We start from the raw sequence: 25,840 nt of genomic DNA on the forward strand, positions 1-25,840 counted from the left end.
ACGCAAGTCCGGACCCGGTCGGGTCGAGACGAAGCGAGGGAACCTCATCGCCGCTTCCTTGACGAAGCCTTTCGGACGCTCTTAGATTGAAGAGGGGCCCGTCCGAACGCCGGTCATGCGGGTGTTGTGTCAGTCGCCGGAGGTGTCGCTGATGTCAGCTCGAGGCGGGATCCGATCCGTCGTGGCCGCGCTGGCCATCTTGACCTTGATGGCGGGTTCGGCCGGGACGAATGCCCGGGCCGGAGATGATCCGCGGACGGCCGCCGCGTTCCTCCAGGCCCTCCGCGACCACGGGATGGGCGAAATCGCCGTCGAGTACATCGACCAGCTCCGCAACGACCCGAGCTGCCCGGCCGAGCTCAGGCAGTCGCTCGACTACCTCGAGGGCCGGACCCTCATCGACGAGGCCTCCCGGACCAACGACCTGACCCGCCGCCAGGACCTCCTGGAGCAAGCCCGGGGCAAGCTCGACGGCTTCATCAAGTCCCAGCCCAAGCATGCGCTCGTCAGCGAGGCCCGCGTCCAGCTCGCCAGGCTCCTCGTGGAACGCGGCCACATGACCCTCCTGATGGCCGACGAGGTCTCCGATCCGGCCCAGAAGGCGGCGCGGATGGAGGAGGCCAGGTCGCAGTTCAGCCACGGGCGGGAGGCGTACAACCAGGCCGCGGAGGCGCTCGGGACCGCCCTCAAGGCTTACCCCGTCTCGATGCCCGCCAACGACCCGAGGTTGCCGGAACGCGATCGGCTCTACGCCAACCACCTCTCGGCGATCCTCCAGAAGGCCATCGCCGAGTACGAGCTCGCCCAGACCTTCCCGGCCCAGTCCGCCGACAGGAACTCCCACCTGGCCACGGCCCTCGACGAGTTCCACAACCTCTGGAAGGACCACCGCACCCAGTTCGCCGGGCTGAACGCCCAGATGTGGGAGGCGAAGTGCTTCGAGGAGCAGGGGAAGATCGGCGAGGCGATCGGCATCTACAAGGAGCTGCTGGCCCACCCCGCGCCGGAGCTCCGCCCGCTCCAGAGGAGCGTCGGTTACTTCCACATTGTGGCCCTGGGCAAGCGTAAGGACTACCCCGTCGCCGCGGATGAGGCCGTTCGCTGGCTCGAGAAGTACAACCGCCGCGAGGAGCAACGGTCGTCCGAGGGCCTGGGCGTCCTGCTCGAGCTCGCCAAGAACCTGGACGCCCAGATCGGGACCAGCAACGACGACAGCGAGAAGTCGGCCGCCTCCAAACGGATCATCGACGCGGTTTCCCAAGTGGTCCGCTACACCACCCCGTACAAGAACGAGGCCCTGGCGCTCCTCAAGAAATACAAGCCGTCGTCCTCGCTGAAGCCGGAAGACCTGGCGCGGTTGAGCCTGGACGACAGCCTCACCCAGGCCGACGAGGCGATGGCGTCCCGCGACTGGGATCGGGCGGCGGCCTGCCTCAGGAACGCCATCCGCAAGGGCGACCCCCGGAGAGACCTGGAACGGATCAACCAGGCTCGGTTCAACCTCTCGTTCTGCTGCTACATGAACAAGCAGTACTATGAATCGAACGTCCTGGCGGAGCATCTGGCGCGTCGGTATCCGCGGTCGTTGCTCGCCCCCAAGGCCAGCGAGATCGCCATGCAGGCGCTCGCCGACGCCTACAACACGTACCGGGACATCGACCGGGCCAGCGACATGGACCGGTTGATCGACCTCGCGAAGTACACCGCCGAGACCTTCTCCGATCGCGAGCAGGGGGACGATGCGCGGATCAACCTGGGGATGATCGACCAGGGCCGGGGCAAGTTCGACCAGGCGATCGCCGAGTTCGCATCGGTACGCGAGAAATCGCCCAAGAAGCTCGAGGCCCAGACCCGCCTGGGCGGGGCCCGCTGGGCGAAGAGCCGCGTCCTCGAGCGTTCGGGCGACGCCCAGAAGGCGGCGACGGAGGCCGCCGCCGCGATCGACGTCCTGACCAAGACCCTCCAGGCGAGGCAGGCGGCGGGCGCCTCCCCGGCCGACGCCGGCCTCGTGAACAACGCCGCGGACCTGGCCGTCGCCCTCACCGACACGGGCAAGCCGGCCGAGGCGCTCGCCCTGCTGGCGCCGATCATCCAGGCCCAGACGACGAGGACCGGCGTCACCTACTCCCGCCTCCTGGAATCCAACCTGATGGCCCAGATCGCGGCCAACCAGGTCGAGCCGGCGATGAAGACGATGAAGTCGATCGAGCAGGCGGGATCCTCGACCAGCCTCGTACAGCTCTACCTCCGCCTCGGTCGTCTCTTCGAGCGGTCGATGGACCAGTTCCGCGAGAAGAAGGACGCGGCCGGCCTCGAGCGGATGCGGCAGGCCTACCGCTCGCTCCTGAACACGATGGCGGAGAGCCGTTCCGGCCAGAGCTTCGAGTCACTGGAGTGGGCGGGCCGGGGGCTGCTCTCGCTGAATGCCGGCCCCGAGGCGGAGAAGCTCTACCGTCGAATCCTCGAGGAGGCGGTGAGCAACCCGAGCTTCCTCAGCCAGTCCGGCTCCTCCGATCGCATCCTCCTGGTCAAGCTGAAACTGGCCGCCGCGCTCCGCCTCCAGGCAGAGAAGAACCCCAAGCGCCTGGACGAGGCGGCGTCGATCGTCGAGGAGGTCCTCGCGAAGAACACCAAGTATCTCGAGCCCCAGGTCGAGAAGGGGATGCTCCTGGAAGCCCAGGCCGCGGCCGGGCAGTCGGATTGGAGCCTCGCCTTTCGCCACTGGCAGGATCTGGCCCAGAAGCTGAGCCGGGCCCGGCCCAGGCCGCTCAGCTACTTCGACGCCTGGTATCACGCGGCCGACTGCCTGCGACATCAGAAGGACAACGTGAAGGCCCGCCAGACTCTCAACGGCGTGATGCGCCTCAATCCGGGCGTGGGCGGCCCGGAGATGAAGAAGAAATACGACGAACTGCTGGCCAAGCTCAAGTAACCAGGGCCTTTCGTCCCGAGAGACCAACGCACTTTTCAGTGAGGACTTCCCTCTCATGACATCCCCGCGGCCCGTTCCTGCGCGACGCCGTCTTCCCCTCACGATCCTGGGTGCGGCCCTGCTGATGGCCGGGACGGCGACCGTCGCGCCAGCCGACGAGGTCATCCTGGTGACGGGCTCGACCTTCAAGCCCTCGACCGGCGGCCGGGTCCGCGGTCAGGTCCAGTCCGAGAACTCCGGCGAGGTCGTCGTCCAGCTCGGCAACTCGACGACCAACGTCCCGACCGATCAGATCGCCTCGATCCGGTACGACGGGCAGCCGGCGACGATCCAGCTCGCCGAGTCGCGCGAGAACGCCGGCCAGCTCGCCGAGGCGGCCGAGCTCTACAAGAAGGCCGCCGGCGAGGCCGTCGACAAGCCCTTCGTCGTCCAGTCCGCCCTCTATCACGAGGCGGCTGCGCTCGCGGACCTCGCCCTGATCGATCCGGAACGGGCCAAGGACGCGAAGGATCGCCTCGTCCGCTTCGTCCAGAAATATCCGACCGGCCGCCACATCATTTCCGCCCGCGAGGACCTGACCAGAATCCAGCTCGCCGCCGGGGACTTCAGCGCCGCCGGGGCGAATGTCGCCGAGCTGGCGAAGCTCCCCAAGGCCGCGGAGAAGGCCGCCGTCCTGAAGGCGAGGATTCTCACCAGGCAGGGCAAGAACGACGAGGCCCTCTCGGAGCTCGACCGCATCCTGGCGTCGGCGCCGGATCATTCGACGGCCCAGCGCGAGGCCCGGCTCGCCAAGGCGGAATCCCTCGCCGCCGCGAAGAAGTACCAGGAGGCGGAGGCCCTGGTCCGGCAGGTCATCCTCGCCAACCCGGCGGAGGACGTGGCCGCCCAGTCCTCCGCCTACAACACCCTGGGCGACTGCCTCCGCGAGGCCAATCGGCCCAAGGACGCCCTGCTCGCCTATCTGCACACCGACCTGCTCTACGGCAAGGATCGGATCGAGCATCCCCGGGCCCTGTTCCAGATCGCCAAGCTCTTCCGCGTCCTCAAGCAGGACGGGCGGGCCGACGAATACGCCCAGCGGCTCCGCACGGAGTATCCCCGCAGCCCCTGGGTCGCCGCCAAGTAGCCGCCGACAGCGTCAGAGGCGAAGGCCCAGGCCGTCGTCCTGGCGGGGCTTGCCTTCATCGGACGGGGTGGCCCGAGGCCTCGGCCAGTAAAGCACGGCGTTCCCCAGAGCCCAGATCCCGAACCCGCCCGCGATCACCCCCCAGGCCGTCCGCTGGGAGATCGACCCGGGCAGCGGGACGCCGTCCGGGCCCACCTTCGACAGGAAGAAGAGGAGAAAGATCCCGAGCATCTCGAAGAGGATGCCCACGAATCGGAGGATCTGGCCGTGGATTCGCGTCATCGCGTCGCCCGAATCGAGGAGGAAAGGCGGGCGACGATCGCGCCCGCCCGGGAGCCATGCCGCCGAATCGTCCGGGTCAGATCGCGGGCAACTCGTAACCCTTCCTCGCCTCGCGAGACAGGAGGGCCGTCGCCTCGGGGTCGTTCTTGATGGTCTCGGTCTCGCTGTCCCACTCGAGCTTCCGGCCGACCTTGTAGGCGATGTTGCCGAGGTGGCAGGTGTTGGTGGAGCGGTGGGCGATCTCGATGTCGCAGGTCGGCCTCTGGCGCGACTTCATGCAGTCCAGGAAGTTGCGGACGTGCGGGTTCTGGCCGTCGACGCCGTCGGCCTTCTCCGGCTTGAGGTCGATCTTGCGGTTCTCTCGCTTGCCGTGGACGAGGCGGATGCCGTAAGGCAGGGTGGTGTGATCGGGGATGACCTCGAACCCGCTCCGGTCCAGGATCAGGCTGCCGTCGGTCCCGCAGAACATGATGCCGTAGTCCTTGCCGTTGAGCCTCAGGCCATTCCCCTTGTGCATCGAATACGTGAGCATGCAATTGGGGAACTCATAGACGACCTGGAGCGTGTCGGGCGTGTCGCGATCGTCCTCGGTCGTCATGATGCCGCCGGAGGCGTGAACCGACTTCGGCCCCTTGGCGTCGAGCGCCCAGAGGACGATGTCGTTGAGGTGGACGCCCCAGTCGCTCATCATCCCGCCGGCGTAGTCGGAGAACCAGCGGAAGAGGAGATGGAAGCGGTTGAGGTTGAAGGGCCGCCTGGGCGCGGGGCCCAGCCAGCGATCGTAGTCGACGTGCGACGGCGCGTCGGTGTCCGGCGACTTTCCCATGCCGGTCGGGCTGATGTTCTCGTAGTTCCAGGTCTGGACCCAGAACACCTTGCCGAGCTTGCCGGACTTCACGATCTCGACGGCCTTCTGGAAGTGGCTCGATGACCGCTGCTGCGTGCCCACGGCCATGACCTTGTTGTACTTCCGCGCCGCCGCGATCATCGCGCGGCCCTCGGCGACGTTGTGCGCGACGGGCTTCTCAACGTAGACGTCCTTGCCGGCCATCACGGCGTGGATCGAGGGGAGCGCGTGCCAGTGGTCCGGCGTGGCGATGATGACGGCGTCCACGTCCTTGTCGTCGAGCATGAACCGATAGTCGCGGGCGGCCTTCGGGCTGTTCTGCTTCTCCTTCTTCACCCGCTCCGCGGTCTCGCCCGCGTGGTGGTCGTCCACGTCGGCGACGGCGACGAGCTCCACGTCCGGCTGGGGCAAGAACGAATCCAGGAGCTGATTGCCGCGGCTTCCCGCCCCGATGATCCCCAGGCGGATCTTCTCGTTCGCCGAGCCGGCCTTGCCGATGGCCGGCGCCGCGAACAGCGAGGCCGCCCCCGCCGTCGCGCCGACAGAGCCCACGAAACCGCGACGCGTCATCCCGTCCGTCGACATGATCGTTCCCCCGGATGCCTGAGTGAGATCAACAAACGCCCGTTGCTCGCACGACCGCGCGGGCGCGCAGGATTCGATCGTACCGGGCGGGGAGATGGTCCGCCAGGGGCCGATGCGTTGACGCCCGCGCCCGGGGCCTTTAGCCTGAGGGAGGACTCGTCCCCTCCGTCGAACGTCGATTGAAGCGAGGTGCCTGATGACCGTCCGGGATTTGCTGGGATCGGCGTGCCTTTGCCTGCTGGCCTCCGGCCCCGCCTGGGGCCAGGCGCTGCCGACCTCGGCCACCATCGAGTCGATCCCGCTCGAGCTGACGATGCCCGAGAGTTACCGGGTCACGGCCGTCCTCGAGCCGATCCGCCGCGTCTCGATCATCGCCCCGTCCGACGGATTCGTCCGCGGCCTCCCCGCTCCGCTCGGCTCGAGCGTCCGGGCGACGCAGGAGCTCGCCCAGCTCGACCGCGCCGCCGCGGCCGTCCGCCAGAAGCTGGCCCTGGCGGAGGTCAAGGAGGTGGAAGCCCGCCTGGCCACCGGCATGCCGGTCTCCGCGGCGGGCGCGGCCCAACTCGAAGCGGCCCAGGCAAAGGCCGAGCTCGCCCAGCTCGAGCTGGACGCCCTGACGCTCCGGGCGCCGTTCGCCGGTCGGGTCACGGACCTGCCGGTGGTCGTTGGCCAGTACGTCCTGAAGGGGACCGTGATCGCGGAGCTGTCCGATGTCACCAGCCTCCGATCGTTCGTCCCCGTCGATCGTCGCGCGGCGACCGAAGGTGGCGACCTCAAGGTCTTCGTGGAGGAGCAGGAGCAGCCGGCGAAGGTGCAATCGATCCTGCCGCTGCCCGAGTCTTACCAGAGCCTCCGCGAGCTTGCCGCCCCGTTCGCGGCGGCCTGGATCACCGTGCCCAATCCCAGGGGCGACCTCGCCGCCGGGCTCCGGGTCCGGAGCGCCACGCTGCCGATCACGCCGCTCGCCACCATCCCCAAGGATGCCGTCAAGCCGGCCGAGGCGGGGGCGTCGGCCGGCTCCATGGTGCAGGTCATCCGCAACGAATACGTGACCAACATCCCGGTCCAGGTGCTCGGCAAGGTCAGCTCCGAGCGCGTCCAGATCACCGGCGCCCTCCGGACGACCGACGCCCTGATCGTCTCGTCCTCGGTCGCGCTCCTGCCCGGAACGCTGATCCGATTCTCGGGCGGCCCGACCCCGGGCGTCGAGGGGACCACGCCGGATCCCTCGAAGCGGGGGCAGGCGGCCGGCATCGCCGCGCCCTCGGCCGGCTCGCCCGCCGCCACCCCCGCCAGGTCGCCCGCGCCGGCGGCGAACACGCGCACGCGGCGTCCCCAGACACCCGCAGGGGGCGGCTCTCCCTTCTGATGCCGGGGCGATCGATGCCGACCCGGCAATATCCGCGTCACACACGCGAATGCACCGGAAAGACCCGCCGGCGGTGAGGCGAGGCCGCCTCGCCCCGCGTGCGTCGTGAGGAACCGAGCCGTGATCAACTACATCTCCAACCTGATCTTCTTCGCACTGCTGCTGGTCGGTGCCGCGATCGCGTTCGCGATCAGCTCCGCCAGCGTCCCCTTCGCCATCCTCTTCGCGGCGGGCTGGCTCGTCTTCGACTTCATCCTGGCGTCCTCGGTCCGGCTGGCGGCCCAGTGGGAGAAGGCGGTCGTCTTCCGACTGGGGAAATACCACGCGATCAAGGGACCCGGCCTGTTCCTGGTGGCGCCGATCATCGACGAGATCCGGATCGTCGACACCCGCGTCCTGGCGGTGAACATCCCCAAGCAGCAGGTGATCACGCGAGACAACGTCCCGGTGACCATCGACGGGGTCCTGTTCTTCCGGGTCACGAACGCGGCCGAGGCGCTGATCATGGTCCAGGACTACAAGTACGTGATCTCCCAGTACGCCCAGACCTCCCTTCGCGACGTCATCGGCCAGATGACGCTGGACCAGCTCCTCACCGAGCGCGAGGAGATCGCCCGATCCATCGAGCAGCACGTCGAGCACGACACAAAGGGCTGGGGCCTCGAGGTGACCGGCCTCCGGATCCAGGACGTCGACATGCCCGAGGAGCTGAAGAAGATGATGTCCCGCCAGGCCTCCGCCGAGCGCGAGAAGCGCGCGACCATCACCAAGGCCGAGGGCGACAAGGAGGCCGCCGCCAACCTCGCCCTCGCCGCCCGGACCATGGCCGAGAGCCCGGGCGCCATGCAACTCCGCACCCTCCAGACCATCGACGGCCTGGGCCCCACCGCCTCCAACACCGTCGTCCTGGCCCTCCCCGTTGATGTCATCGAGGGGATCGGCTCCCTCAAGGGCCTCCTGCGGGCCCCGTCCGCCGAGGCCGCCGGCGCCCCTCACGCCTGAACGACCGCGAAGCTCGAGGCCGGCCCCGGGGGGCAGGCGCCATGCCGGCCCCCCGCCTTCATTTCGAAGGGGTTCCTTGACAACTGTCATGGACATTGTATTATTGTACTAGTACAAATTACTGCGGCCTCGAGGGTTGGCGGGTGGAGATCCACATCGGCACGGGTGACGGGGTCCCGATCTACCAGCAGATCGTCAACCAGGTGAAGTACCTGGTGGCGTCGGGCCGGCTGGTGGCCGGCGAGGAGTTGCCGCCGATCCGGGTGCTGGCGGAGCGACTGATGATCAACTCGAACACGGCGGCACGGGCCTATCGGGAGCTCGAGGCCGAGGGCGTGGTCGAGAAGCGTCGGACGGCCGGCACGTTCGTGGCGGGCGGGGCGACGCGGCTGACCAGGCGAGAGCGGTTGAAGATCCTCGACGGCCGCATCGACGCACTGCTGGCCGAGGCGCACCATCTCGGCTTTCCGCTCGAGGAGGTCGTGGGGCGGATCCGCGACCGGGACGGCAACCTGCGCCGAGGTGACGGGGAGGACCAAACATGAGCGGCGATGCGAGCGTCGTGCACATCGAGGGGCTGTCGCGGCGGTTCGGCGGCAAGACCGCGCTCGACGGCGTGGACCTCGAGATCCCGGTCGGGACCGTCTTCGGCCTGGTCGGGGAGAACGGGGCGGGGAAGACGACCCTGATCAAGCACATCCTCGGCCTTTTACGGGCCCAGGCCGGCTCGGTCCGCGTCTTCGGCCGCGATCCGGTGCAGGAGCCGGTCGAGGTCCTCAGTCGGATCGGCTACCTGAGCGAGGACCGCGACCTCCCGGACTGGATGACCGTGGGCGAGGTCCTCCGTTATCTTCGGGCGTTTTATCCGACCTGGGACGACTCGCTGGCGGACGACCTTCGTCGCCAGTTCGAGCTCGACCCGAAGGCCCGGGTGAAGACCCTCTCGCAGGGCCAGAGGGCGCGGACGGCGCTCCTCGCGGCCATGGCCTACCGGCCCGACCTGCTGGTCCTGGATGAGCCATCCACGGGGCTCGATCCGATCGTCCGTCGCGACATCCTCACGGCCATCATCCGGACGGTGGCGGACGAGGGCCGGACGGTCCTCTTCTCCTCCCATCTCCTCGACGAGGTCGAGCGGATGGCCGACTCGATCGCGATGATCGACCGCGGACGGATCGTGCTCTGCGGGCCGCTCTCCGACGTCAAGGGGGCGCACCGGCGCGTGACGCTCCGCTTCAACCAGCCGCCGGCTCGCCCTCCGGTCCTCGCGGGCTCGATCCTCAGCGAGGGCTTCGGCCGCGAGTGGACCGCGGTCTGCCGGGGGGGCACGGAACAACTCGCCCGGGATGCGGCCACGATCGGCGCCGAGGTCGTGGAGGACGACGTCCCGTCACTCGACGAGATCTTCGTGGCAAGGATCCGCGCCCGTGAGACCGTCTCCGCGGAAGGATGAACCGTCATGCGATCGCACGCGTCGGCCTTCGTCTGGATGATCTGGAGCCGGCATCGGCTCGGACTGGTCGCGTCGGCCATCGGCCTGGCGCTCATGGCGGCGACCTACCCGTTCCTGCTCCCGAGGCTCGATCACCGGGTCGGGCTTATCGTCGGCTCGATCGTGCCCGTCATCATCTTCGCCTATGTCGGGAATCTCCTCATCTTCGCCGACGAGGTGGGCTCGCTGACGACCGGATATCCCCGCCACATGTATACCCTGCCGGTCCGCTCGCGGATGCTCGCCTTCTGGCCGATGGCCATCTCGATCGCGTCCGCCTCGATCCTCTGGCTGATCACGGCCCTGCTGATCTTCCGGCCGGCGGGCTTCGACGTCCCGGCGGTGCTGCCGGCGATCTGGATCGCCACGATGGTCGCGTGGTTCCAGGTCCTCTGCTGGCTCCCCCTCCCGGGAGTTCTCGTCACCTACCTCGCCGCCTTCGGCATCTGGTTGTTCGTCGGCGCACCCTTCCTCTTGCTCGCCCGGGAAATGGTCGCCTACGAGACGCTCGTGGTCGTGGGCGCGGCGGCGATGCCGCCCCTCTACGTGCTCGCCTGCCTCGCCGTCGCCCACGGTCGCCGGGGAGATCGATGGTCGCTGGGGATCGATCGAATCGTGGCGGGGCTGCTCGGGTTCCGGGATCGGCTCGCGGGTCGCTCGCGGGCTTTTCGATCGCCGGCCGAGGCCCAGCTTTACTACGAGCGGACCTGCCAGTCGGGGATCATCCTGGGGTTGATGGCGGCCCAGGACATCCTGGTCTTCTTGTTCGCACTCCTGGCGAGACGAGACAACCTGCTGGCCTGCTACATGGCGCTCGGCGTAATCCTGTCGACCCCGCTGCTCATCTCCGGGAGCCAGGGCGGATCGCTCGGCCGATGGTGCCCGATCTGGGTGAAGCGGAGGGACGGGCTCTCCTTCCTGGCCGTACGCCCGATGACGACCGAGGCCCTGATCTCCGCCAAGTACCGCATGGCCTGGGACATCGTCTGGAAATCCTGGGTCATCTCGGTCGCCTTCGCGGTGGCACTCGTCGCCATCCGGAGGGACGTCCATGTCGAGATTCCGCTCATGGAGTCGTTCCTGAGGCTGCTCCCGGGATGGAGGGGGATCCTCGCCATCGCGGGCGGGGTCCCATTGCTCCTCCTCCTCCAGTGGAGGATGGCGACCGACAACCTGGTCCCTGCCTTCACGGGCAGGCGCTGGATCGGAGACGGCATGGTTCTCCTCAGCACGGCGCTTTTCCTCGGCCAGGTCGCCTTGGCGGTCTGGTATTCCAAGCAGCCCTGGATCCTGCCATATGTCGTCGCAACCGCCGCTTGGATCGCCGTTTGCTTTGTTGTGGTCAAGCTCGTCGTCGGCTCCTTTGCCATGCGGGCGGCCCTGAGACGGAAACTGCTCTCCGGACGAAACGCGGCCTGGTTTGGAGCCCTCTGGCTCGTCGCCGCCGCGCTGACGATCGGCATGGGGGCGGTCTTTCTCCCCGACGGCTGGCCTCATGCGCCGCGGCCGGTGCTGATCACGGGCCTTCTTTCCCTGCTCCCGGCCGCCCGATTCGGCCTGGCGCCGGTCGTCCTCGACGCGAATCGTCACCGATAATCCGCCCCGGCCGGCCGGGACCGCGACCTTGATTCGTCGCTCGATCACCTCTAGCCTGCATGTGGCGGCAACCCGCCGGGAGGTGAGAATGACGAGTCAGAGAATCCCTCGCCGCGACATCCTGCGGCAGGCCGGCACCGGTGCCCTGTTGGCGGCCGGCGGGATGATGGGCTTCCCCAGCATCGTCAAGGCGGCCAGGCTCGGCCCCAGCGAGCGGGTCCGGATCGCGGTGATCGGCTGCGGCGGAATGGGGACGCGGCACATCGAGGCCCTCGCGGTCAATCCGAACTGCGACCTGGCCGCGGTCTGCGATTGCTACACGCCGCGCTATGAGAACGCGGTCTCCGTCGTCAAGAAGCTTTCCGGGAAGACACCGGACGGCTATCAGGATTTCCGCCGCGTCCTCGACCGGGCGGACATCGACGCCATCTTCGCGCCGATGCCGGATCACTGGCATCCCCTGATGACGATCCTCGGCTGCGAGGCCGGCAAGGACGTCTACGTCGAGAAGCCGGCGTCCCCCACCGTGGCGGAAGGTCGGGCGATGGTGGACGCGGCCCGACGCTACGGGCGGGTCGTCCAGCTCGGCACGCAACAACGGTCGATGCCCATCTTCCAGGAGGCCGTCCGGCTGATCCACGAGGGACGCATCGGCAAGGTGACCTCGGCGACCTGCTGGGTCGGGATCAACGGCACGCGGGTCGGCTTCACCCCCGGCCAGGTCCCGGCGGGCCTGGACTGGGATCTCTGGCTCGGCCCCGCGCCCTGGGCTCCCTATTCGGCCGATCGCCAGTTCGGCTTCATGGGCTGCCAGGACTACGCCCGCGGCGGCGAGCTCACGAACTGGGGGGTCCACCTCATGGACATCGTCCACTGGGGCATCCGCCAGGATCGGCCGCTCAGCGTCCAGGCAACCGGCGGTCTCTATCGCGGCTCCGCCGGCTCGGAGAACTACGAGACCGTGGACGCCATCTGGGAGTATCCCGGCTGCACGGTCACCTGGGAACAGCGGCACAAGAACGAGTACAACGGCCGAAGTTACGGCATCAAGTTCCAGGGGACCGAGGGCACGCTCCTCGTCGATCGCGGCTCCTACGAGGTCCATCCCGAGAGCCTCGGAATCAAGCGCGTGGAGGGCGAGCCGGAGAAGAGCTGGGCCAACCCGCCGCACCACAACAACTTCTTCGACAGCATCAAGACTCGCCAGCCTCCCGTCGCCGAGATCGAGCAGGGCCACCGCTCCACCACCCCGCTGCTCATCGCCGGGATCGCGCTCAAGACCCGCCGCAAGCTCTACTGGGACGCGGAGACCGAGACCTTCCTCCGCGACGAGGCCGCCAATCGCTACCTGTCACGCGCCTACCGGGCCCCCTGGCACCTCTGATCGGAAGGAGATCCGCCGATGAATTCGATTCACAAGAGCTGCCGGGTTGCCCTTGGTTTGGTCGCGCTCACGTGCCTGATTCCCCTCGCTCGTGCCGACGACGGAGCGAGGAAGGACCTGCTGGCCGATCTGGTGGGCAGCGACGAGCAGGCCCGCGCACTCGCCCGCCAGTTGCTCTCGCGCCAGGGCGTGGAGGTCCTGCCCCGGCTCATTCCGCTCCTCAATGAGGAAACAACCGCCGTCAAGGAGGCCGCGTACCAGGTCATCCTCGACGTCGTGAACGAGGCCGCCGGCCCCGGCCGCGAGGCCGACCGCGCCAAGGCCGCCGCCGAGGTGATGACGCTCCTGAAGGCCGACCAGCCGAAGGACCTGAAGCTCCGCGGCCTACGCCTCGCGACGATCGTCGTCCCGGACAACGGGGACGTCGAGTCCGTCGCCGCGCTGCTCGACGACGCCGAGCTCCGCGAGTACGCGCGGGTGGCCCTCGAGGAGGCCGGCACGCCGCCGTGCCGCCTGGCGCTCCGCAGTCGCCTCGGCAAGGCCGATCCCGCGTTCACCTGCGCGATCCTGAATTCCCTGGGACGGATGAAGGACCGCGAGGGCCTGGGGCGGATCGCCGCGATGACGGCGAACGAAAACCCGAAGGTCCGGGCCGCCGCGGTTCGGGCCCTGGCCTGGACGGGCGACCCGGCCTACCTGGCGAAGGCCCGCGAGGTTATCGCGAAGGCCGACGACCCGGCGAAACCCGAGGCCCTCGACGCCGAGCTTCGGTTGCTCAACGCGATTGCCCGCCGCGAGGAGACCCGGCCGGCGGCCCGCGAGGGCTACAGGGAGCTGATCGCCTCCGCGAAGGGCCAAGTCAAGGACGGTGCACTCGCCGGCCTCGGCCGGATCGGCACCGTGGCCGACATCCCTGCCCTCGTCTCGGCGATCCGCGACGAGCAGCCACCGACGCTGGTCGTCGGCATGGCCGCGCTCGGGAACATCCCGGGGCGAGACGCCTCTCAGGGGCTGGCGCGGATCTATGCAGGGCTCCCCGAGCCGGCCAAGCTGGCACTTCTCCCCGTGATGGGCTCTCGCCCCGACGCCTGCGCCCTGCCGCTCCTCCAGGAAGTCGCCCGCGGCGGCGACGCGAGCCTCCGGATCCCGGCGCTCCGAGCCCTCGGCGCGTCCAACGAAGCCGCGGCCCTCGGGATCCTCAGGGCCGAGGCGGAGAAGGGGGACGAATCCATCCGGGCCCGGGCGAAGGAGATCCTCACGGCCACCGAGGCTCGACTCAACCGCGAGCGGCTGGCGAGGCTCGGCAGCGGGCCGGGACACGAGACCGACCTGATGGGCCTGATGGGGATCATCGGCCGCTGGCAGGTCGTCGGACCGTTCGACCTGGGGGAGAAGAACGAGGGCTGGAACACTCCCTACATCTCCGAGCCCGAGGTCAACACCGTGGCACGTTACATGGCCGGCAAGGTCCGCCGCCAGTGGAAGCCGCTCACGGCCCAGGGCGCCAACGGCAAGGTCGACCTCCGAGCCAACCTCGCCAACCGCGACCAGTGCGTCGGCTACGCCTACGCCGAGGTCGAGGCCGAGAAGCCCACCGACGCCGTCCTGCTCCTGGGCGTGGACGACGGCGAAAAAGTCTGGGTCAACGGCAAGCAGGTCTTCGAGCTCTTCCAGGCCCGCGGCCTCACCGTCGACCAGGACAAGATCCCGATCCGGCTCAACGCCGGCGTCAACAAGATCCTGCTCAAGATCTACCAGAACAGCCTCGGCTGGGAGTTCTGCGCGAGGATCACCGACACCGACGGCAAGCCGATCCCCATCAAGCAGAAGGCCGACTGACCACGCCGAGAACCATCCCGAGGGCGAGCGTCGCTGTCACGGCGGCGCTCGCCCTCGTCATTGTGCCAGCGCGTGCTAAATTTCCAGCACATTTACCTTGCGATACTCGGACGCCCTGCTAATCTTCTAGCAGTGTGCTGTTTTTCTAGCATCAGAGGCCCGGGACAGGAGGCCGATGGCGATGGCGGGTTCCTCGGGAGAATCGCTGAGCCGCCGCGAGCGGCAAATCATGGACGTGATCTATCGGCTGGGCCGGGCGACGGCCGCCGAGGTGCAGGAGGCGTTGCCGGATCCGCCCGGCTATTCGGCGGTCCGGGCCCTGCTCCGAATCCTGGAGGAGAAGGGGCACCTGAAGCACGAACAGGACGGCCCCCGTTACGTCTTCCTGCCGAGGGTTCCACGAGAGAAGGCCAGGCGTTCGGCGCTCCGGCAGCTCGTCCAGACGTTCTTCGAAGGCTCGACCGCCCAGGCCGTCGCCGCCCTGCTGGGCGAGCCCGGCGCCAGGCTCTCGGACGCGGAGATCGAACGGATTTCGAAGCTCATCGAACAGGCCCGAAAGGAGGAGCGTTGATCATGGACGTTTCCCTTGATCGCACTGCCTTCCTCACCCTAGGACCGATGGTCGACGCGACCCTGCGCATGACGCTCGTGATGACGTTCGCGGGAATCACGGTCGCGATCTTGCGAAGGACGTCCGCGTCGTGGCGTCATCTCGTCTGGACTCTCGCGATCGTCGCCTCGTTGCTGATGCCGGCATTGATCCTGGCCCTGCCTCCGTTGCGGATCGAGATCCCCGTCAGGCCACGTCCCTCGATCAACCGTCCCGTCTCGGAAACCTTGCCCGAGCCGGTTCCCGTCGCGGTTCGTCGACCTGCCCTGGTGGTACTTCCCGATGGGGAGCCGGCCGTCCTGAAGGAGCCGGCGGAAGGCTCCGCGAGAGTCGCTCCGCCACCCTCACTCGAGGCCTGGATCTTCGCCGCGTGGGGGCTCGGCGTGGCCGTCGTTCTGGTCCCGGAAATCGCGGGCCAGCTCAGGCTTCGAAGGTTCGTGGGGAAGGCGCCCAAGCCTGAGATCGTCGAGGCCACGAGGAGGATTGCCGACTCGCTGGGCGTTCACCGTCGATTCCGGATGGTCCTCGGCCGGGACGACATTTCACCGATGACATGGGGCATCCTGCGGCCGGTGATCCTGGTCCCATCGGGCATCGAGAGCTGGCCCGAGGATCGCCTGAGGGCCGCGATGCGGCACGAGCTGGCGCACATTTCGCGTCTCGACTGCCTGACCCAGCTTCTGGGCCGCCTGGCATGCGCCCTCTACTGGTTCCACCCGCTCGTCTGGTTCGCGGCCCATCGCCTGCGGTGCGAGAGCGAGCGGGCCTGTGATGACGTCGTGCTCCAGGACGGATCGCGCCCGTCGGACTATGCGGATTGCTTGCTGGCTGTCGCACGATCGATGCGTCGGCCGGATCGATCCCTCGCCGCGGCGATCCCGATGGCGCGTGCCTCGCAGCTCGAGGGCCGCGTGCGGGCCATCCTTGACGGCTCGCGGTACCGCGGGGTCGCCTCGCGCCGGGATGTCGTCTCGATGGCCATCGTAGCGGGCGTCCTGGTCATGCCGATGGCGTCGGCCCATCTGGCGACGACCACGGCGTGGGCTGCAGCGGGACCGAATGCCGGCGACCGTGCCATCATCATGGGCCGCGTCCTCGACCCGGACGGCAAGCCCGTGCCAGGCGCGAAGGTCGCGATCATCGGCCGGCGCCAGCTCGCGACACTCAACGCCCGCTCGGAGATGCAGGAAGCCTTGATCGGTCGGACCGCCGCCGACGCAACGGGCCGGTATCGATTCGACATCCAGCGGCCGACGTCCATCTCGCATTACGACGTCGCCATCATGGCCGTTTCGCAGGGTTACGGACTGGGCTGGAACGACGTCGCTCGAAACGATCCCGCCCAGACGGTGGACATCCAGCTCCGGCCTCTCGTGCCCGCCGAGGGAAGGCTCGTGGACGCCGCGGGGAAGCCGATCACCGGAATCGAGCTTCATGTGACGGCGATCGGAATGATCCGGCCACACGGCATGGGGAGAGACGGAGTCGGGTTCTCGGGGACGGCACCGAAGGAGCTGGACGACCTCTGGCCCGGTCGAGTCGCCACGGACGAGGCCGGCAGGTTTCGCGTTCCGGGGATCGGCCGAGATTCGAACGTCTGGCTCTCATTCCGCGACTCGCGGTTCGCCGAGCATAACGTCTGCCTCGAGGCCCTCGGCAAGGATGGCCAAGTCCCACGGACATTGACGCTACACCCCGGCATGCGAGTCTCCGGGCGGGTGACGTCGGCCGACACGGGAGAGCCGATGAGGGACGTGCTCGTCCAGGTTCGAGCCGGCTCGAGCCACTTCAACGCCTCGCGTGAGGAAGTACGGACGGACGCCGAAGGCCGCTACGAGGCGAGTCCATCATCCGGGAGCCACGTCGCGGCCACCGCCTATCCACCGGTTGGATCACCCTATCTGATCTTCGAAAAGAACGTCGAGAAACACGATCCGAAGACCTCCTGCACGATCGACCTGGCCGTCCCGCGTGGTGTCCTGATCACCGGCACCATCACGGAGCGTGGCAGCGGTCGAGCTCTGCCCGGGGCGGGGGTCTACTACGAGAACGGCCGCGGCAACGTGGTCCAGGTGCAGGGGACGATCCCCGGCTGGATGGCCGCTGTGTCAGCGGATGAGGCCGGGCGCTTTGCCATCGCGGTCACCCCGGGGAAGGGCCATTTGCTCTTCTACGGCCCGACGGCGGAGTTTGTCTACGATGTCGTGAGCGATCAGGAGCTGCACGGAGGGAAGACGAAGGGCCGTCGGAATTACGCCCACGCCTTCCGCGGCTATGACCTTAAGCCCGGTCAGAGTCCGCCCCCGATGGACGTCGCGCTCACGCCCGGATTGACCATCCACGGCAAGGTCGTCGGTCCCGACGGGCAACCCGTCGAGAAGGCGGAGGTCATCTCCACGCTCTACATCTCACCCTTCCACACGACATGGCGGGGGGATTTCACGATCCCCGTTCGGAACGGTCAGTTCGAAGTCCATGGCATGCCGCCCGACCGCAATGTCAAGTGTGCGTTCCTCGACGCGGTCCATGGCTGGGGCGCGACCATCGAGCTGACTCCCGCCATGGCGACGGCGCCGCCGACCGTGACCCTGAAGCCGTCTGGAAGCGCCACGGCGCGGATAATCGACAAGAAGGGCATGCCGGTCGAGAAGGATGTGGCTCGCATCAGCATGGTCGCAACGCCGGGGCACGGGATGGACTACTACGGCAGGGCGCTCACGACGAAGGAGGAGGAGGATTATGCGGCGGATGAAGAGATCTACGTGAACATCGACCGCGAGAACTACTGGGACGGCCCGCGATCCGACAAGCAGGGGCGGATCACCATGCCGAAGCTCATTCCCGGTGCTACCTACCGGATCTACGAGCTGTCCCGATCCCTGGAGGTGCCGCCTCTCTACCGCTGGAAGGACTTCACCGTTGAGTCGGGCAAGACCATCGACCTCGGCGACATCCGGATCGGCCGCGATCCCAAGGATGTGATCAAGGAAGACTGATCGTAGAAATTCGAGGAAGTTCTCATGTAGGATCTGCCAACCAATGCGCAGACGCATCGGATCGGCGAGTCCATGAACAGGCCTCGTCGATCTCGGTGCCGCTACCCCTTCTTGCTCTTCGTCGGGGCGGCGGGGAGATGGGCGCGAAAGTCCTTCAGACTCTCACACACCGCGGCCACCTTCACGAGCTCCTCCAGACGCTTCGGGTCGTCGATCGCCACGAGCCGGGAGCGAAGGGAAGCAGAGATCGCTCCAAATCGAACCGTCAAGACGCCCAGGATGTTGCGGATCTGGACATCGTGGGTCACCTTGCTGGTTACCTCGCGAGTCACTTCGCGAGTCACTTCGCGAGTCACCTCGCGGGTTACTTCTCGAGCCACCTCGCGGGTTATCTCGCGGGCACGTTCTTCGACCAGCGAATCCAAAAACGGTAACTCGAGCATAGCATCTCGTCCTCCCAGCAACTGAAGGAGCCCCTCTTCAGTGTAGCGTAACCGTGCCAGGGTCTGCGAGACGGCCAGCAAGCTGTCACGCTCATTCGGCCGGGATTCGCGTTCGATTCGCTCCCGACAGCGACGGAAGAAGTCCTCGGGTGGGCCATCCATTCGGCCCAGCAAGGACCACGGGACGGAACCAACGTCACCGGACTCGAAGATCGACTCCGCCGGGATCGTCCAAAGCTCCACCACGCGCCATCGGAAGTGCCAGGCCGTCAGGCCCTCGAGACTCTCGATTGAGGACTCGCCCGGCACCCGGAAGCCCTTCCTCGGGCTCAGGACCAGGACGACCACCTCCGGCAGTACCTTCCTGTCCAGATACACGAGCGTCGCATCTCGGATGGCCTGTTCCACCACCCGAGGCTCGCCGTAGGTTGCGACCTCAAGGATGAAGTAACGCAGGCCCTCCGCGAGTTGCGCCTCGATCAGTCCATCGGGAAGCGATCGAGGCTGTACGACCTCGGCCTGATGCGCCTCCCACCGGACGATCCCGCTCACCCCCGCCAGGCGCAGCAGGGCGTCGGCGAAGTGCTGGATGAGCCACTTGCTGCTCCGGTCGTAGTCATGCATCGGGGAGACCTCAGTCCTCCGGTCGCCGGTCAGGGCCGGCGCCCGGAGGGAGGTTGCCGAGTCGCTGCGTTCACGCCGCCGACAGCCACTTCTTGATCCGGCTGACTTCCTTGGACCAGCTCGAGCCGTTGCGGCGGCGGAGGTAGGCGTCGTAGAGGAGGTCGATCGTCTCGGCCAGGTGGCGGAGGCTGTCGACGCGGGCACTCTTGACGTCCTCGGCGGAGAGGCCCTGCTCCTCGGGCTTGGGGAACGAGGCGCCGGAGACGGCCATGCTCTCGGCCTGGAGCGTCAGCTCGTACTGGGCGCCGTGGCGGACGACGATCAGGCCGGCCTTGCGCGGGAGCTTGCCGGACTGAAGCGCGCGGAAGGCCTCGGGAAGACGAGTGGGCGAGTCATCGGTGAGGCTATCGCGGCCGGTCTCGCCGAGCGGGCAGTCCAGGGTCAGCGTCTTGGCCATCATCACCGCGACGTCCGAGTTGTCCGAGAGGGGGATCGTGTCGCTGACATTCTGGATCGTGTGCCAGAGCCAGACCAGGAATTCGTTGCCGAGCTGATCCATCACGTTGGGGGCGTTCTCGGACCAGGCCACGGCCGCGAGCTCGGACTGCTCGCCGCCGAAGAGGCTGAGCGTCGCGGCGCCGAGGCCGTCGGCCTCGCTCTCCGATCCGGCCAGCGTCCCGGCCGAGATCGGCTCGAGGGTCCGGTCGAACGTCTCGCGAAAGAGCGAGACCAGCCGTTCGCGGGCCGTGCTGCTGGCGGTGCCGGCGTAGAGGATGCCCTGCTGGCCGTCCCAGAGGACCGGGAAATGGCTCATCCGGCGGAAGCGTCCGTCGGCGGCATCGGCCTCGGCGCGGGCGAGGGCCGCCTCCTTGGCCTCCTGGCGCTGGGCCTTGGTCGGCCGGCCGCTCGGGTTGTTCGCGGAAATCGCGGCGAGCTCGATCTGCGTGTACGCCTTCAGGAGCGTGCCGGGGACCTTGTCGGTGTCGGTCCGCATCGCCAGGTGCAGGGCGTCATTGACCACGTTCTTGCCGAGGTCGAACGACACGTCCAGGACGTGGTCGCCGCCGGACCAGCCCACGCTGATGCCGTCCGCCGCGGCGAGGCCCCCCTTGCCGATCGCCTGCTTGCTCACGATCTCGAGCAGCTCGTCGCTGAACGGGAGGGGCGAATCGCCGCCGACTCGATACCGGGTGAAGGTGACGCGTCCGTTCAGGAAGCCCATGTCCGTTCCTCCTCGAGCCCGCCCGGGCCATCGGCGCAGGCGCGGCGGATATCCGTAATGCCGTCCGGTCTCCCTTTCATCGGCGGCCGGCAAGGCGGAATCCAGCCCTCGAGTCGATCACCGGGCCTCGACCCTGCATGTCAACCCATTGGTTTCGATCAGGTCAAGTTGACAAACTGGAGAGGGTATTCCGGCCCGTGTTCCTTAAGGTGTGCGATCACGGCCTGGAGCTCGTCGAGCTTCTTGCCGGTCACGCGAACCTTGTCGTCCATGATCTGGGCCTGGACCTTGAGCTTCATCTGCTTGATTTCCTTGACGATCTTGCGAGCATCCTCGGAGTCCACGCCCGTGTGGAGCTTGAGCACCTCGCGGACCGAGTCATGCGAGGCGTCCTCGATCTTGCCCCGGATCAGGGCCCTCACCGGCACCCCGCGCTTGGCCATCTTCTCCTTGAGGACCTGGATGACCGTGTCGAGCTGGCCCTTGTGATTGGCCAGGATCGTGACGGCGTTTTCCTTCTTGTCGAACTCGAGTGCGGCCTTCGTCCCCTTGAAGTCGTAGCGGACCGCGATCTCCTTCTGAGCCTGGTCGACCGCGTTGTGCATCTCGACGTGGTTGATCTCGCTGACGACATCGAACGAGTGATTGTCGGCCATGGGTGCGTCTCCCGATCGGATTCTTGGTCGCCCTCGAAGCGGGCGGCTCGGACTTCCAGGATACCGGCTTCAGAGCCCATTCATCAGCGCGGCAATGACCATGACCGTCCCCCCCAGGGCAAGCGGGCCGGCGACGAGCCGGATCATCCTCGAGGCCGGGGCCCCCGACAGCTTCCCGCACATCGCCACCACCGCCGCCGCCGGGCTCATCGTCCGGCCGAAGTGAGCACCCACCGACGCCAGCGTGCCGAGTCGAACCGGGTCAATCCCCATGGAATCACAGACCGGGACGAAGAACTCCATGATCGAGACCGCCGGTGCGATCCCCGTTCCAGACGCCACGGCCAGGGCCCAGGGGGCCACCGTGGCGACGACCAGGGTCAGGCGGGGAGATCCGACGAGTCCCCGGATCATCAGCCCGATCAGCCCGCTCAGTCGTATCCCCTCCGCGAACGTCGAGGCGGCCACGATGAGCGAAATCACGTGCGTGTACGCATAGCCGGCCCCATCGAAGAAGGCCGAGCCGAGCTTGCGAATCGCTCCCGGGCAGGTCAGCCCCGCGCAGCCGATCCCCAGGAACATCGCCGCCAGGATCCGCGCCGGGTCGCGGAAGGCATGGATCGGAGAGAACCGGCCGAGCAGCGGATCGGCGAAGAGGATCAGGAGCGGGACCAGGGGGACGACGGCCTTGCGGAGGTCGGCCCGAGCGGACGAGGGTTCGGGCGCGGGCTCGACCGTCCCATCAATCGGAACCGTCGCGATGGTTCGCCGTGCGTTCAAGAGCCAGAAGGAGACGAGGGCCGTCCCGCAGGCCGCCAGATTCAGTCGAGCCGACCGGAGGACCGCCTCGTGACCCGAGAGGCCGGTCAACTGGGCGAGCTTGCGCATCTCGACGGCGCCCGGATTGAACAGCTCACCGCCCATCGACGAACCGATCAGGAGCACCGCGCCGGCCACCTCCGGGGCCATCTCATTGGCCAGCAGGAGCGGGATCAAGATCGGCCCCAGGACCGCGGCGGTCCCCGTCTGGCTGACGATGGTGGAGTTGATCACGTAACCGGCGGCGATCCCGCCGGGAACCAGGAGCCATCGCACCCGACGGAGCGGACACAGGAGCAGTCGGACGAGATGCTGGTCGCAGCCGGTCAACTTGAGGACGTGCGCGAAGCCGAGCGCGGAGCAGATCGGCACGACGGTCGCGGAATTGGCCATCTCGGCCACGACCTTGTCGAGCATCGGGACGACGCCGGCCGTGAAGAGGAAGAGCGGCAGCGACGCCGCCAGCAGGACCAGTCGAACCTCCGCCCCGCGGAGGATCAGCGCCACGACGAGGACCAGGTCGAGGATGGCGAAGGTGATCGTCCAGTCCATGCGGCGGCCCCGGCCGGCCGTGAGCTCTCAGTGGCGCCCCGACAGCGAGTCGAAGAACGGCCCCACATCCACGTTGCCGCCGCTGAGGATGATACCGACTCTCTCACCCGGAACCGAGAGGTTACCCCGGAGCAGGGGGGCCACGACGACGGCGCTCGAGGGTTCGATGACGATCTTGAGCCGCTCCCACACGAACCGCGTGGCCTCGATCAGCTCGTCGTCGGTTGCCGTCACGATCTCGTCGACGTGGCGGGAGATCACCGCGAAGGTCCGCGTCCCCAGCGAGGTCCGCAGGCCGTCGGCGATGGTCTTCGGGTCGCCGGAAGGCTGGATCGTGCCGGCCTCGAGCGAGCGACGTGCGTCGTCCGCGACCGACGGCTCGGCGCCAAGGACATGGATGGCCGGCGCCCGCCCCTTGGCCACCAGGGCCGTCCCGGAGGCGAGCCCGCCGCCGCCGACGGGCGCGATCACCGCGTCGAGCCGGCCGACCTGGTCCAGGAGCTCGAGCGCCGCCGTCCCCTGGCCCGCGATCACGTTCCAGTCGTTGTAGGGGTGGACCAGCGTGAGTTGGTGGGCCTCGATCTCCGCGGCCACGGCGGCCTCGCGCGCGGCCAGCGTCGGCTCGCAGAGGACGATCCGTGCCCCGTATCCCGCCGTGGCGGCCTTCTTGACGGCCGGCGCGGTGCGGGGCATGACGATCGTCACGGGAACGCCGAGGAGCTTTCCCGCCAGGGCCAGGGCCTGGGCGTGGTTGCCGGAGGAATGCGTCACCACGCCATGGAACTTGCGGTCCTCGTCGAGCTGGAGCAGTGCGTTCATCGCCCCGCGGAACTTGAACGCCCCGACTCGCTGGAAATTCTCGCACTTGAGGAAGACCGAGAGGCCGGAGCGCTCATCGAGCGTCCGCGAGGTCAGCACGGGCGTGCGGTGGATCCAGGGCTCCAACCGCCGCGCCGCGTCCTCGATGTCGGCCAGGCCGATCTCGACGGGGACCGTGTCGTGATTCCTCAGAGACATGGGATGTCACCTCGATCCGGCGGGTCGATCAGTACTCGTGGCCGCTCGCCGTCTCCTCGGTGTCGGTGGCCGACGTGAGCGGTGCAATCTGATGCATGAAACGCTCCTCGACCTCGCGCTGGATCCTCGCGATGGCCTGGGACAGGGGCATCGCGCCCTGGTCACCGGCGGTCCGATCGCGGTAGGCCACGGCCTCTTGCTCCGCCTCCTTGGCCCCGACGACGAGCATCACCGGGATCTTCTCGAGCTGGGCATCGCGGATCTTGGCGTTGATCTTCTCGGGCCGGTGATCGAGCGTCGCCCGGAAGCCGGCGGCGAGCAACTTCTTGAGGACCGACTGGGCATAGTCCGCAACCTTGTCCGAGATCGGCAGGACCCGGACCTGCTCCGGGGCGAGCCAGAGCGGGAAGGCGCCGGCGAAGTGCTCGATGAGGATACCGAAGAACCGTTCGAGGCTGCCGAACGGGGCCCGGTGGATCATCACGGGGCGATGCAGGTGGTTGTCCTGGCCGATGTACTCGAGCTGGAACCGCTCCGGCAGCACGTAATCGAGCTGGACCGTGCCGAGCTGCCACTCGCGGCCCAGGCAATCGCGGACGATGAAGTCCACCTTGGGGCCGTAGAAGGCGGCCTCGCCGGTGCCGACGAAATAGGGGAGCTTCATCTCCTCGAGCACCGCGGCGATCTCGTCCTCGGCGCGCTTCCAGACCTGCCCATCGACGCCCTGGAATTTCGGGTCGCTGGGGTCATGCTTCGAGAGTCGGATCTTGTAGTCGCCCAGCCCCAGCGAGCTCAGGACGAACTGGGTCAGCTCCATCGTCGACTTGAACTCGTCCCGGACCTGGTCGTGGGTGCAGAACAGGTGGGCGTCATCCTGGGTGAAGCCGCGGACCCGGGTCAGGCCGGAAAGCTCGCCGGACTGCTCGTAGCGGTAGACGGTCCCGAACTCCGCCAGCCGCAGGGGCAGGTCGCGGTAGCTTCGGGGCTCGGCGGCATAGATCTGGATGTGGTGCGGACAGTTCATCGGCTTGAGCAGATACCCTTCGTAGTCGCAGGTGGACTCGATGTAGGCGATTCGCTCCGGCACCGTCATCTCGAAGAACGATTTCGAGGCGTCGGGCGCGGCCCCGTCCTCGGCCGGTTTCCGGGGGAGTCGCTCGGGTATCCCGGCCCGCGCCAGCAAGGTGCGCTGTTCGGCCTCGTCGATCGATTCCGCCACCAGGCCGTCGAGCAGCTCCTTGGCGGCGTCATCGGTGAGCATCCGGAGCGGGGGAAACTGTGCGTCGCGGTATTTCGGATAGTGGCCGCTGCACTGATAGAGGTCGATCTTGCCGATGTGGGGCGTGTAGACCGGCGAGTAGCCGCGCTTGACGAGCTCGGTCTTCATGAAGTTCTCGAGGATCCCGCGGACGGTCGCCCCCTTGGGCATCCAGAGGATCAGCCCCTTGCCGACGAGCGGCGAGATCGTGAACAGGCCGAGCTCCTTGCCGATCCTGCGATGGTCGCGCTTCCGCGCCTCCTCAACCTGCGCCAGGTAGGCATCGAGCTCCTTCCTGTCGAAGAAGGCGGTGCCGTAGACGCGCTGGAGCATCTTCCGGTCGGTCTGCCCTTTCCAGTAGGCGCCGGCGATCGAGAGGAGCTTGAATGCGCCGACCTTGCCCGCGTTGGGGATGTGGGGGCCGCGACAGAGGTCGACGAATTCACCCTGCCGATAGAAGGAGAGCACCCCGTACTTGTGGAGCTCGCCGTCGATATGCTCGACCTTGAGGGTCTGGCCGAGATCGGCGACGAACTGGCGGGCCTCGTCGACGGGGAGGCTGAAGCGTTCGAAGGGCTCGGCGTCCTTGATGATCCTCGCCATCTCGGCCTCGACGGCGGCGAAATCGGACTCGGAGAGGCTCTTGCCGTCGATCTCGACGTCGTAGTAGAAGCCATTGGCCGTCGTCGGCCCGAAGGCGAGTCGGACGCCGGGGAAGAGGCGCATGATGGCCCGCGCCATGATGTGCGCGGTGGAGTGGCGGAGGACATCCAGGGCCTCGCGGTCCCGGGACGTCAGGATCCGCATCTCAACGGCCTGGGACGTCCCGTCTTCGAGCGGACGATCCAGATCGACGATGGCTCCGTTCGCGACGGCCGCGACGGCCGCATCGGCCAGCCGCTTGCCGATCCCGGCGGCAACCTCTCGCGGGCTCACCCCGTCGGGATATTCCTTCAGCGAACCGTCCGGCAACTTGATCTGAACCATCGTTGCGCAACTCTCCGATCTCTCTGGGCCGCAAGTAGATCGGAAGCGGCCCGGCGAAGCCTCCCCTCGCCGCGACGTTCCCTGGGCCCGTTCCTGACGGAAGCCCAGATTAACGGATCAGCCCGCCGGCTGCCAATGGAGCCGTACCGGGAGGGCGTGGCTCGAGCCACCTTGCGGGTCCTGACGGATCGAGGCCCCACCG

19 protein-coding genes are annotated in these 25,840 nt (G+C 67.7%); 11 read left to right on the top strand and 8 right to left on the bottom strand.

Going from position 1 to position 25,840, the window contains the following annotated elements:
- Positions 1-151: 151 nt before the first annotated feature.
- On the top strand, positions 152-2,932 hold the full coding sequence (locus G6O54_RS07315) for a tetratricopeptide repeat protein (RefSeq protein WP_165222438.1): 2,781 nt from the start codon (positions 152-154) through the stop codon (positions 2,930-2,932).
- 55 nt (positions 2,933-2,987) lie between these two features.
- Positions 2,988-4,058 (top strand): tetratricopeptide repeat protein, encoded by a 1,071-nt coding sequence (locus G6O54_RS07320; RefSeq protein ID WP_250846754.1) that lies wholly within the window; start codon positions 2,988-2,990, stop codon positions 4,056-4,058.
- Between the two features lie 12 nt (positions 4,059-4,070).
- Here G6O54_RS07320 and G6O54_RS07325 read toward each other — a convergent pair whose 3' ends face one another.
- Together G6O54_RS07325 and G6O54_RS07330 are read right to left on the bottom strand one after the other, a co-directional pair.
- Positions 4,071-4,340 (bottom strand): hypothetical protein, encoded by a 270-nt coding sequence (locus tag G6O54_RS07325; protein WP_165222441.1) that lies wholly within the window; start codon positions 4,338-4,340, stop codon positions 4,071-4,073.
- Positions 4,341-4,416: 76 nt separating this feature from the next.
- Complete coding sequence (locus tag G6O54_RS07330; RefSeq protein ID WP_165222444.1) at positions 4,417-5,772, bottom strand: Gfo/Idh/MocA family protein; 1,356 nt, start codon at positions 5,770-5,772, stop codon at positions 4,417-4,419.
- A gap of 196 nt (positions 5,773-5,968) precedes the next feature.
- On the opposite strand from G6O54_RS07330, the gene G6O54_RS07335 reads away from it, so the two are divergent.
- From G6O54_RS07335 to G6O54_RS07375, 9 genes are all read left to right on the top strand, one after another.
- The gene (locus G6O54_RS07335; protein WP_165222447.1) at positions 5,969-7,141 is read left to right on the top strand and encodes an efflux RND transporter periplasmic adaptor subunit; all 1,173 of its coding nucleotides are present in this window, start codon (positions 5,969-5,971) and stop codon (positions 7,139-7,141) included.
- 120 nt (positions 7,142-7,261) lie between these two features.
- Entirely contained in the window at positions 7,262-8,143 is an 882-nt protein-coding gene (locus tag G6O54_RS07340) for an SPFH domain-containing protein (RefSeq protein ID WP_205678691.1), read from the top strand.
- 143 nt (positions 8,144-8,286) lie between these two features.
- Positions 8,287-8,688, top strand: a complete 402-nt coding sequence (locus G6O54_RS07345; protein ID WP_165222450.1) for a GntR family transcriptional regulator — start codon at positions 8,287-8,289, stop codon at positions 8,686-8,688.
- Entirely contained in the window at positions 8,685-9,596 is a 912-nt protein-coding gene (locus tag G6O54_RS07350) for an ABC transporter ATP-binding protein (protein ID WP_165222453.1), read from the top strand. The genes G6O54_RS07345 and G6O54_RS07350 overlap by 4 nt, the downstream gene beginning before the upstream one ends.
- Before the next feature lie 6 nt (positions 9,597-9,602).
- Positions 9,603-11,231: a hypothetical protein gene (locus G6O54_RS07355; protein WP_165222456.1), complete on the top strand. Its 1,629-nt coding sequence runs from the start codon at positions 9,603-9,605 to the stop codon at positions 11,229-11,231.
- A gap of 88 nt (positions 11,232-11,319) precedes the next feature.
- A complete protein-coding gene (locus G6O54_RS07360) occupies positions 11,320-12,615 on the top strand; it encodes a Gfo/Idh/MocA family protein (RefSeq protein WP_165222459.1) in 1,296 nt (431 codons plus the stop codon).
- Between the two features lie 18 nt (positions 12,616-12,633).
- A complete protein-coding gene (locus G6O54_RS07365) occupies positions 12,634-14,454 on the top strand; it encodes a HEAT repeat domain-containing protein (protein WP_165222462.1) in 1,821 nt (606 codons plus the stop codon).
- Between the two features lie 181 nt (positions 14,455-14,635).
- On the top strand, positions 14,636-15,025 hold the full coding sequence (locus tag G6O54_RS07370) for a BlaI/MecI/CopY family transcriptional regulator (protein WP_165222465.1): 390 nt from the start codon (positions 14,636-14,638) through the stop codon (positions 15,023-15,025).
- A gap of 2 nt (positions 15,026-15,027) precedes the next feature.
- Positions 15,028-18,060, top strand: coding sequence for a M56 family metallopeptidase (locus G6O54_RS07375; protein ID WP_165222468.1), 3,033 nt, complete (start codon positions 15,028-15,030; stop codon positions 18,058-18,060).
- A 101-nt stretch (positions 18,061-18,161) separates the two neighbouring features.
- Here the strand turns inward: G6O54_RS07375 and G6O54_RS07380 are convergent, their stop codons facing one another.
- The 6 genes from G6O54_RS07380 to thrS form a co-directional block, all read right to left on the bottom strand.
- Positions 18,162-19,127, bottom strand: a complete 966-nt coding sequence (locus G6O54_RS07380) for a hypothetical protein (RefSeq protein WP_165222471.1) — start codon at positions 19,125-19,127, stop codon at positions 18,162-18,164.
- Between the two features lie 70 nt (positions 19,128-19,197).
- Positions 19,198-20,349, bottom strand: a complete 1,152-nt coding sequence (locus tag G6O54_RS07385; protein ID WP_165222474.1) for a hypothetical protein — start codon at positions 20,347-20,349, stop codon at positions 19,198-19,200.
- 158 nt (positions 20,350-20,507) lie between these two features.
- Positions 20,508-21,005 carry a YajQ family cyclic di-GMP-binding protein gene (locus G6O54_RS07390; protein WP_165222477.1) on the bottom strand — a complete coding sequence of 166 codons (498 nt, stop codon included), beginning with the start codon at positions 21,003-21,005 and terminating at the stop codon, positions 20,508-20,510.
- Between the two features lie 69 nt (positions 21,006-21,074).
- The gene (gene dcuC, locus G6O54_RS07395) at positions 21,075-22,376 is read right to left on the bottom strand and encodes a C4-dicarboxylate transporter DcuC (RefSeq protein ID WP_165222480.1); all 1,302 of its coding nucleotides are present in this window, start codon (positions 22,374-22,376) and stop codon (positions 21,075-21,077) included.
- 27 nt (positions 22,377-22,403) lie between these two features.
- Positions 22,404-23,393: a pyridoxal-phosphate dependent enzyme gene (locus tag G6O54_RS07400; protein WP_165222483.1), complete on the bottom strand. Its 990-nt coding sequence runs from the start codon at positions 23,391-23,393 to the stop codon at positions 22,404-22,406.
- A gap of 28 nt (positions 23,394-23,421) precedes the next feature.
- On the bottom strand, positions 23,422-25,638 hold the full coding sequence (gene thrS, locus G6O54_RS07405; protein WP_165222486.1) for a threonine--tRNA ligase: 2,217 nt from the start codon (positions 25,636-25,638) through the stop codon (positions 23,422-23,424).
- Between the last annotated feature and the right edge of the window lie 202 nt (positions 25,639-25,840).

Origin of the sequence: Aquisphaera insulae (assembly GCF_011064615.1) — a bacterium.
Lineage (GTDB): Bacteria > Planctomycetota > Planctomycetia > Isosphaerales > Isosphaeraceae > Aquisphaera > Aquisphaera insulae.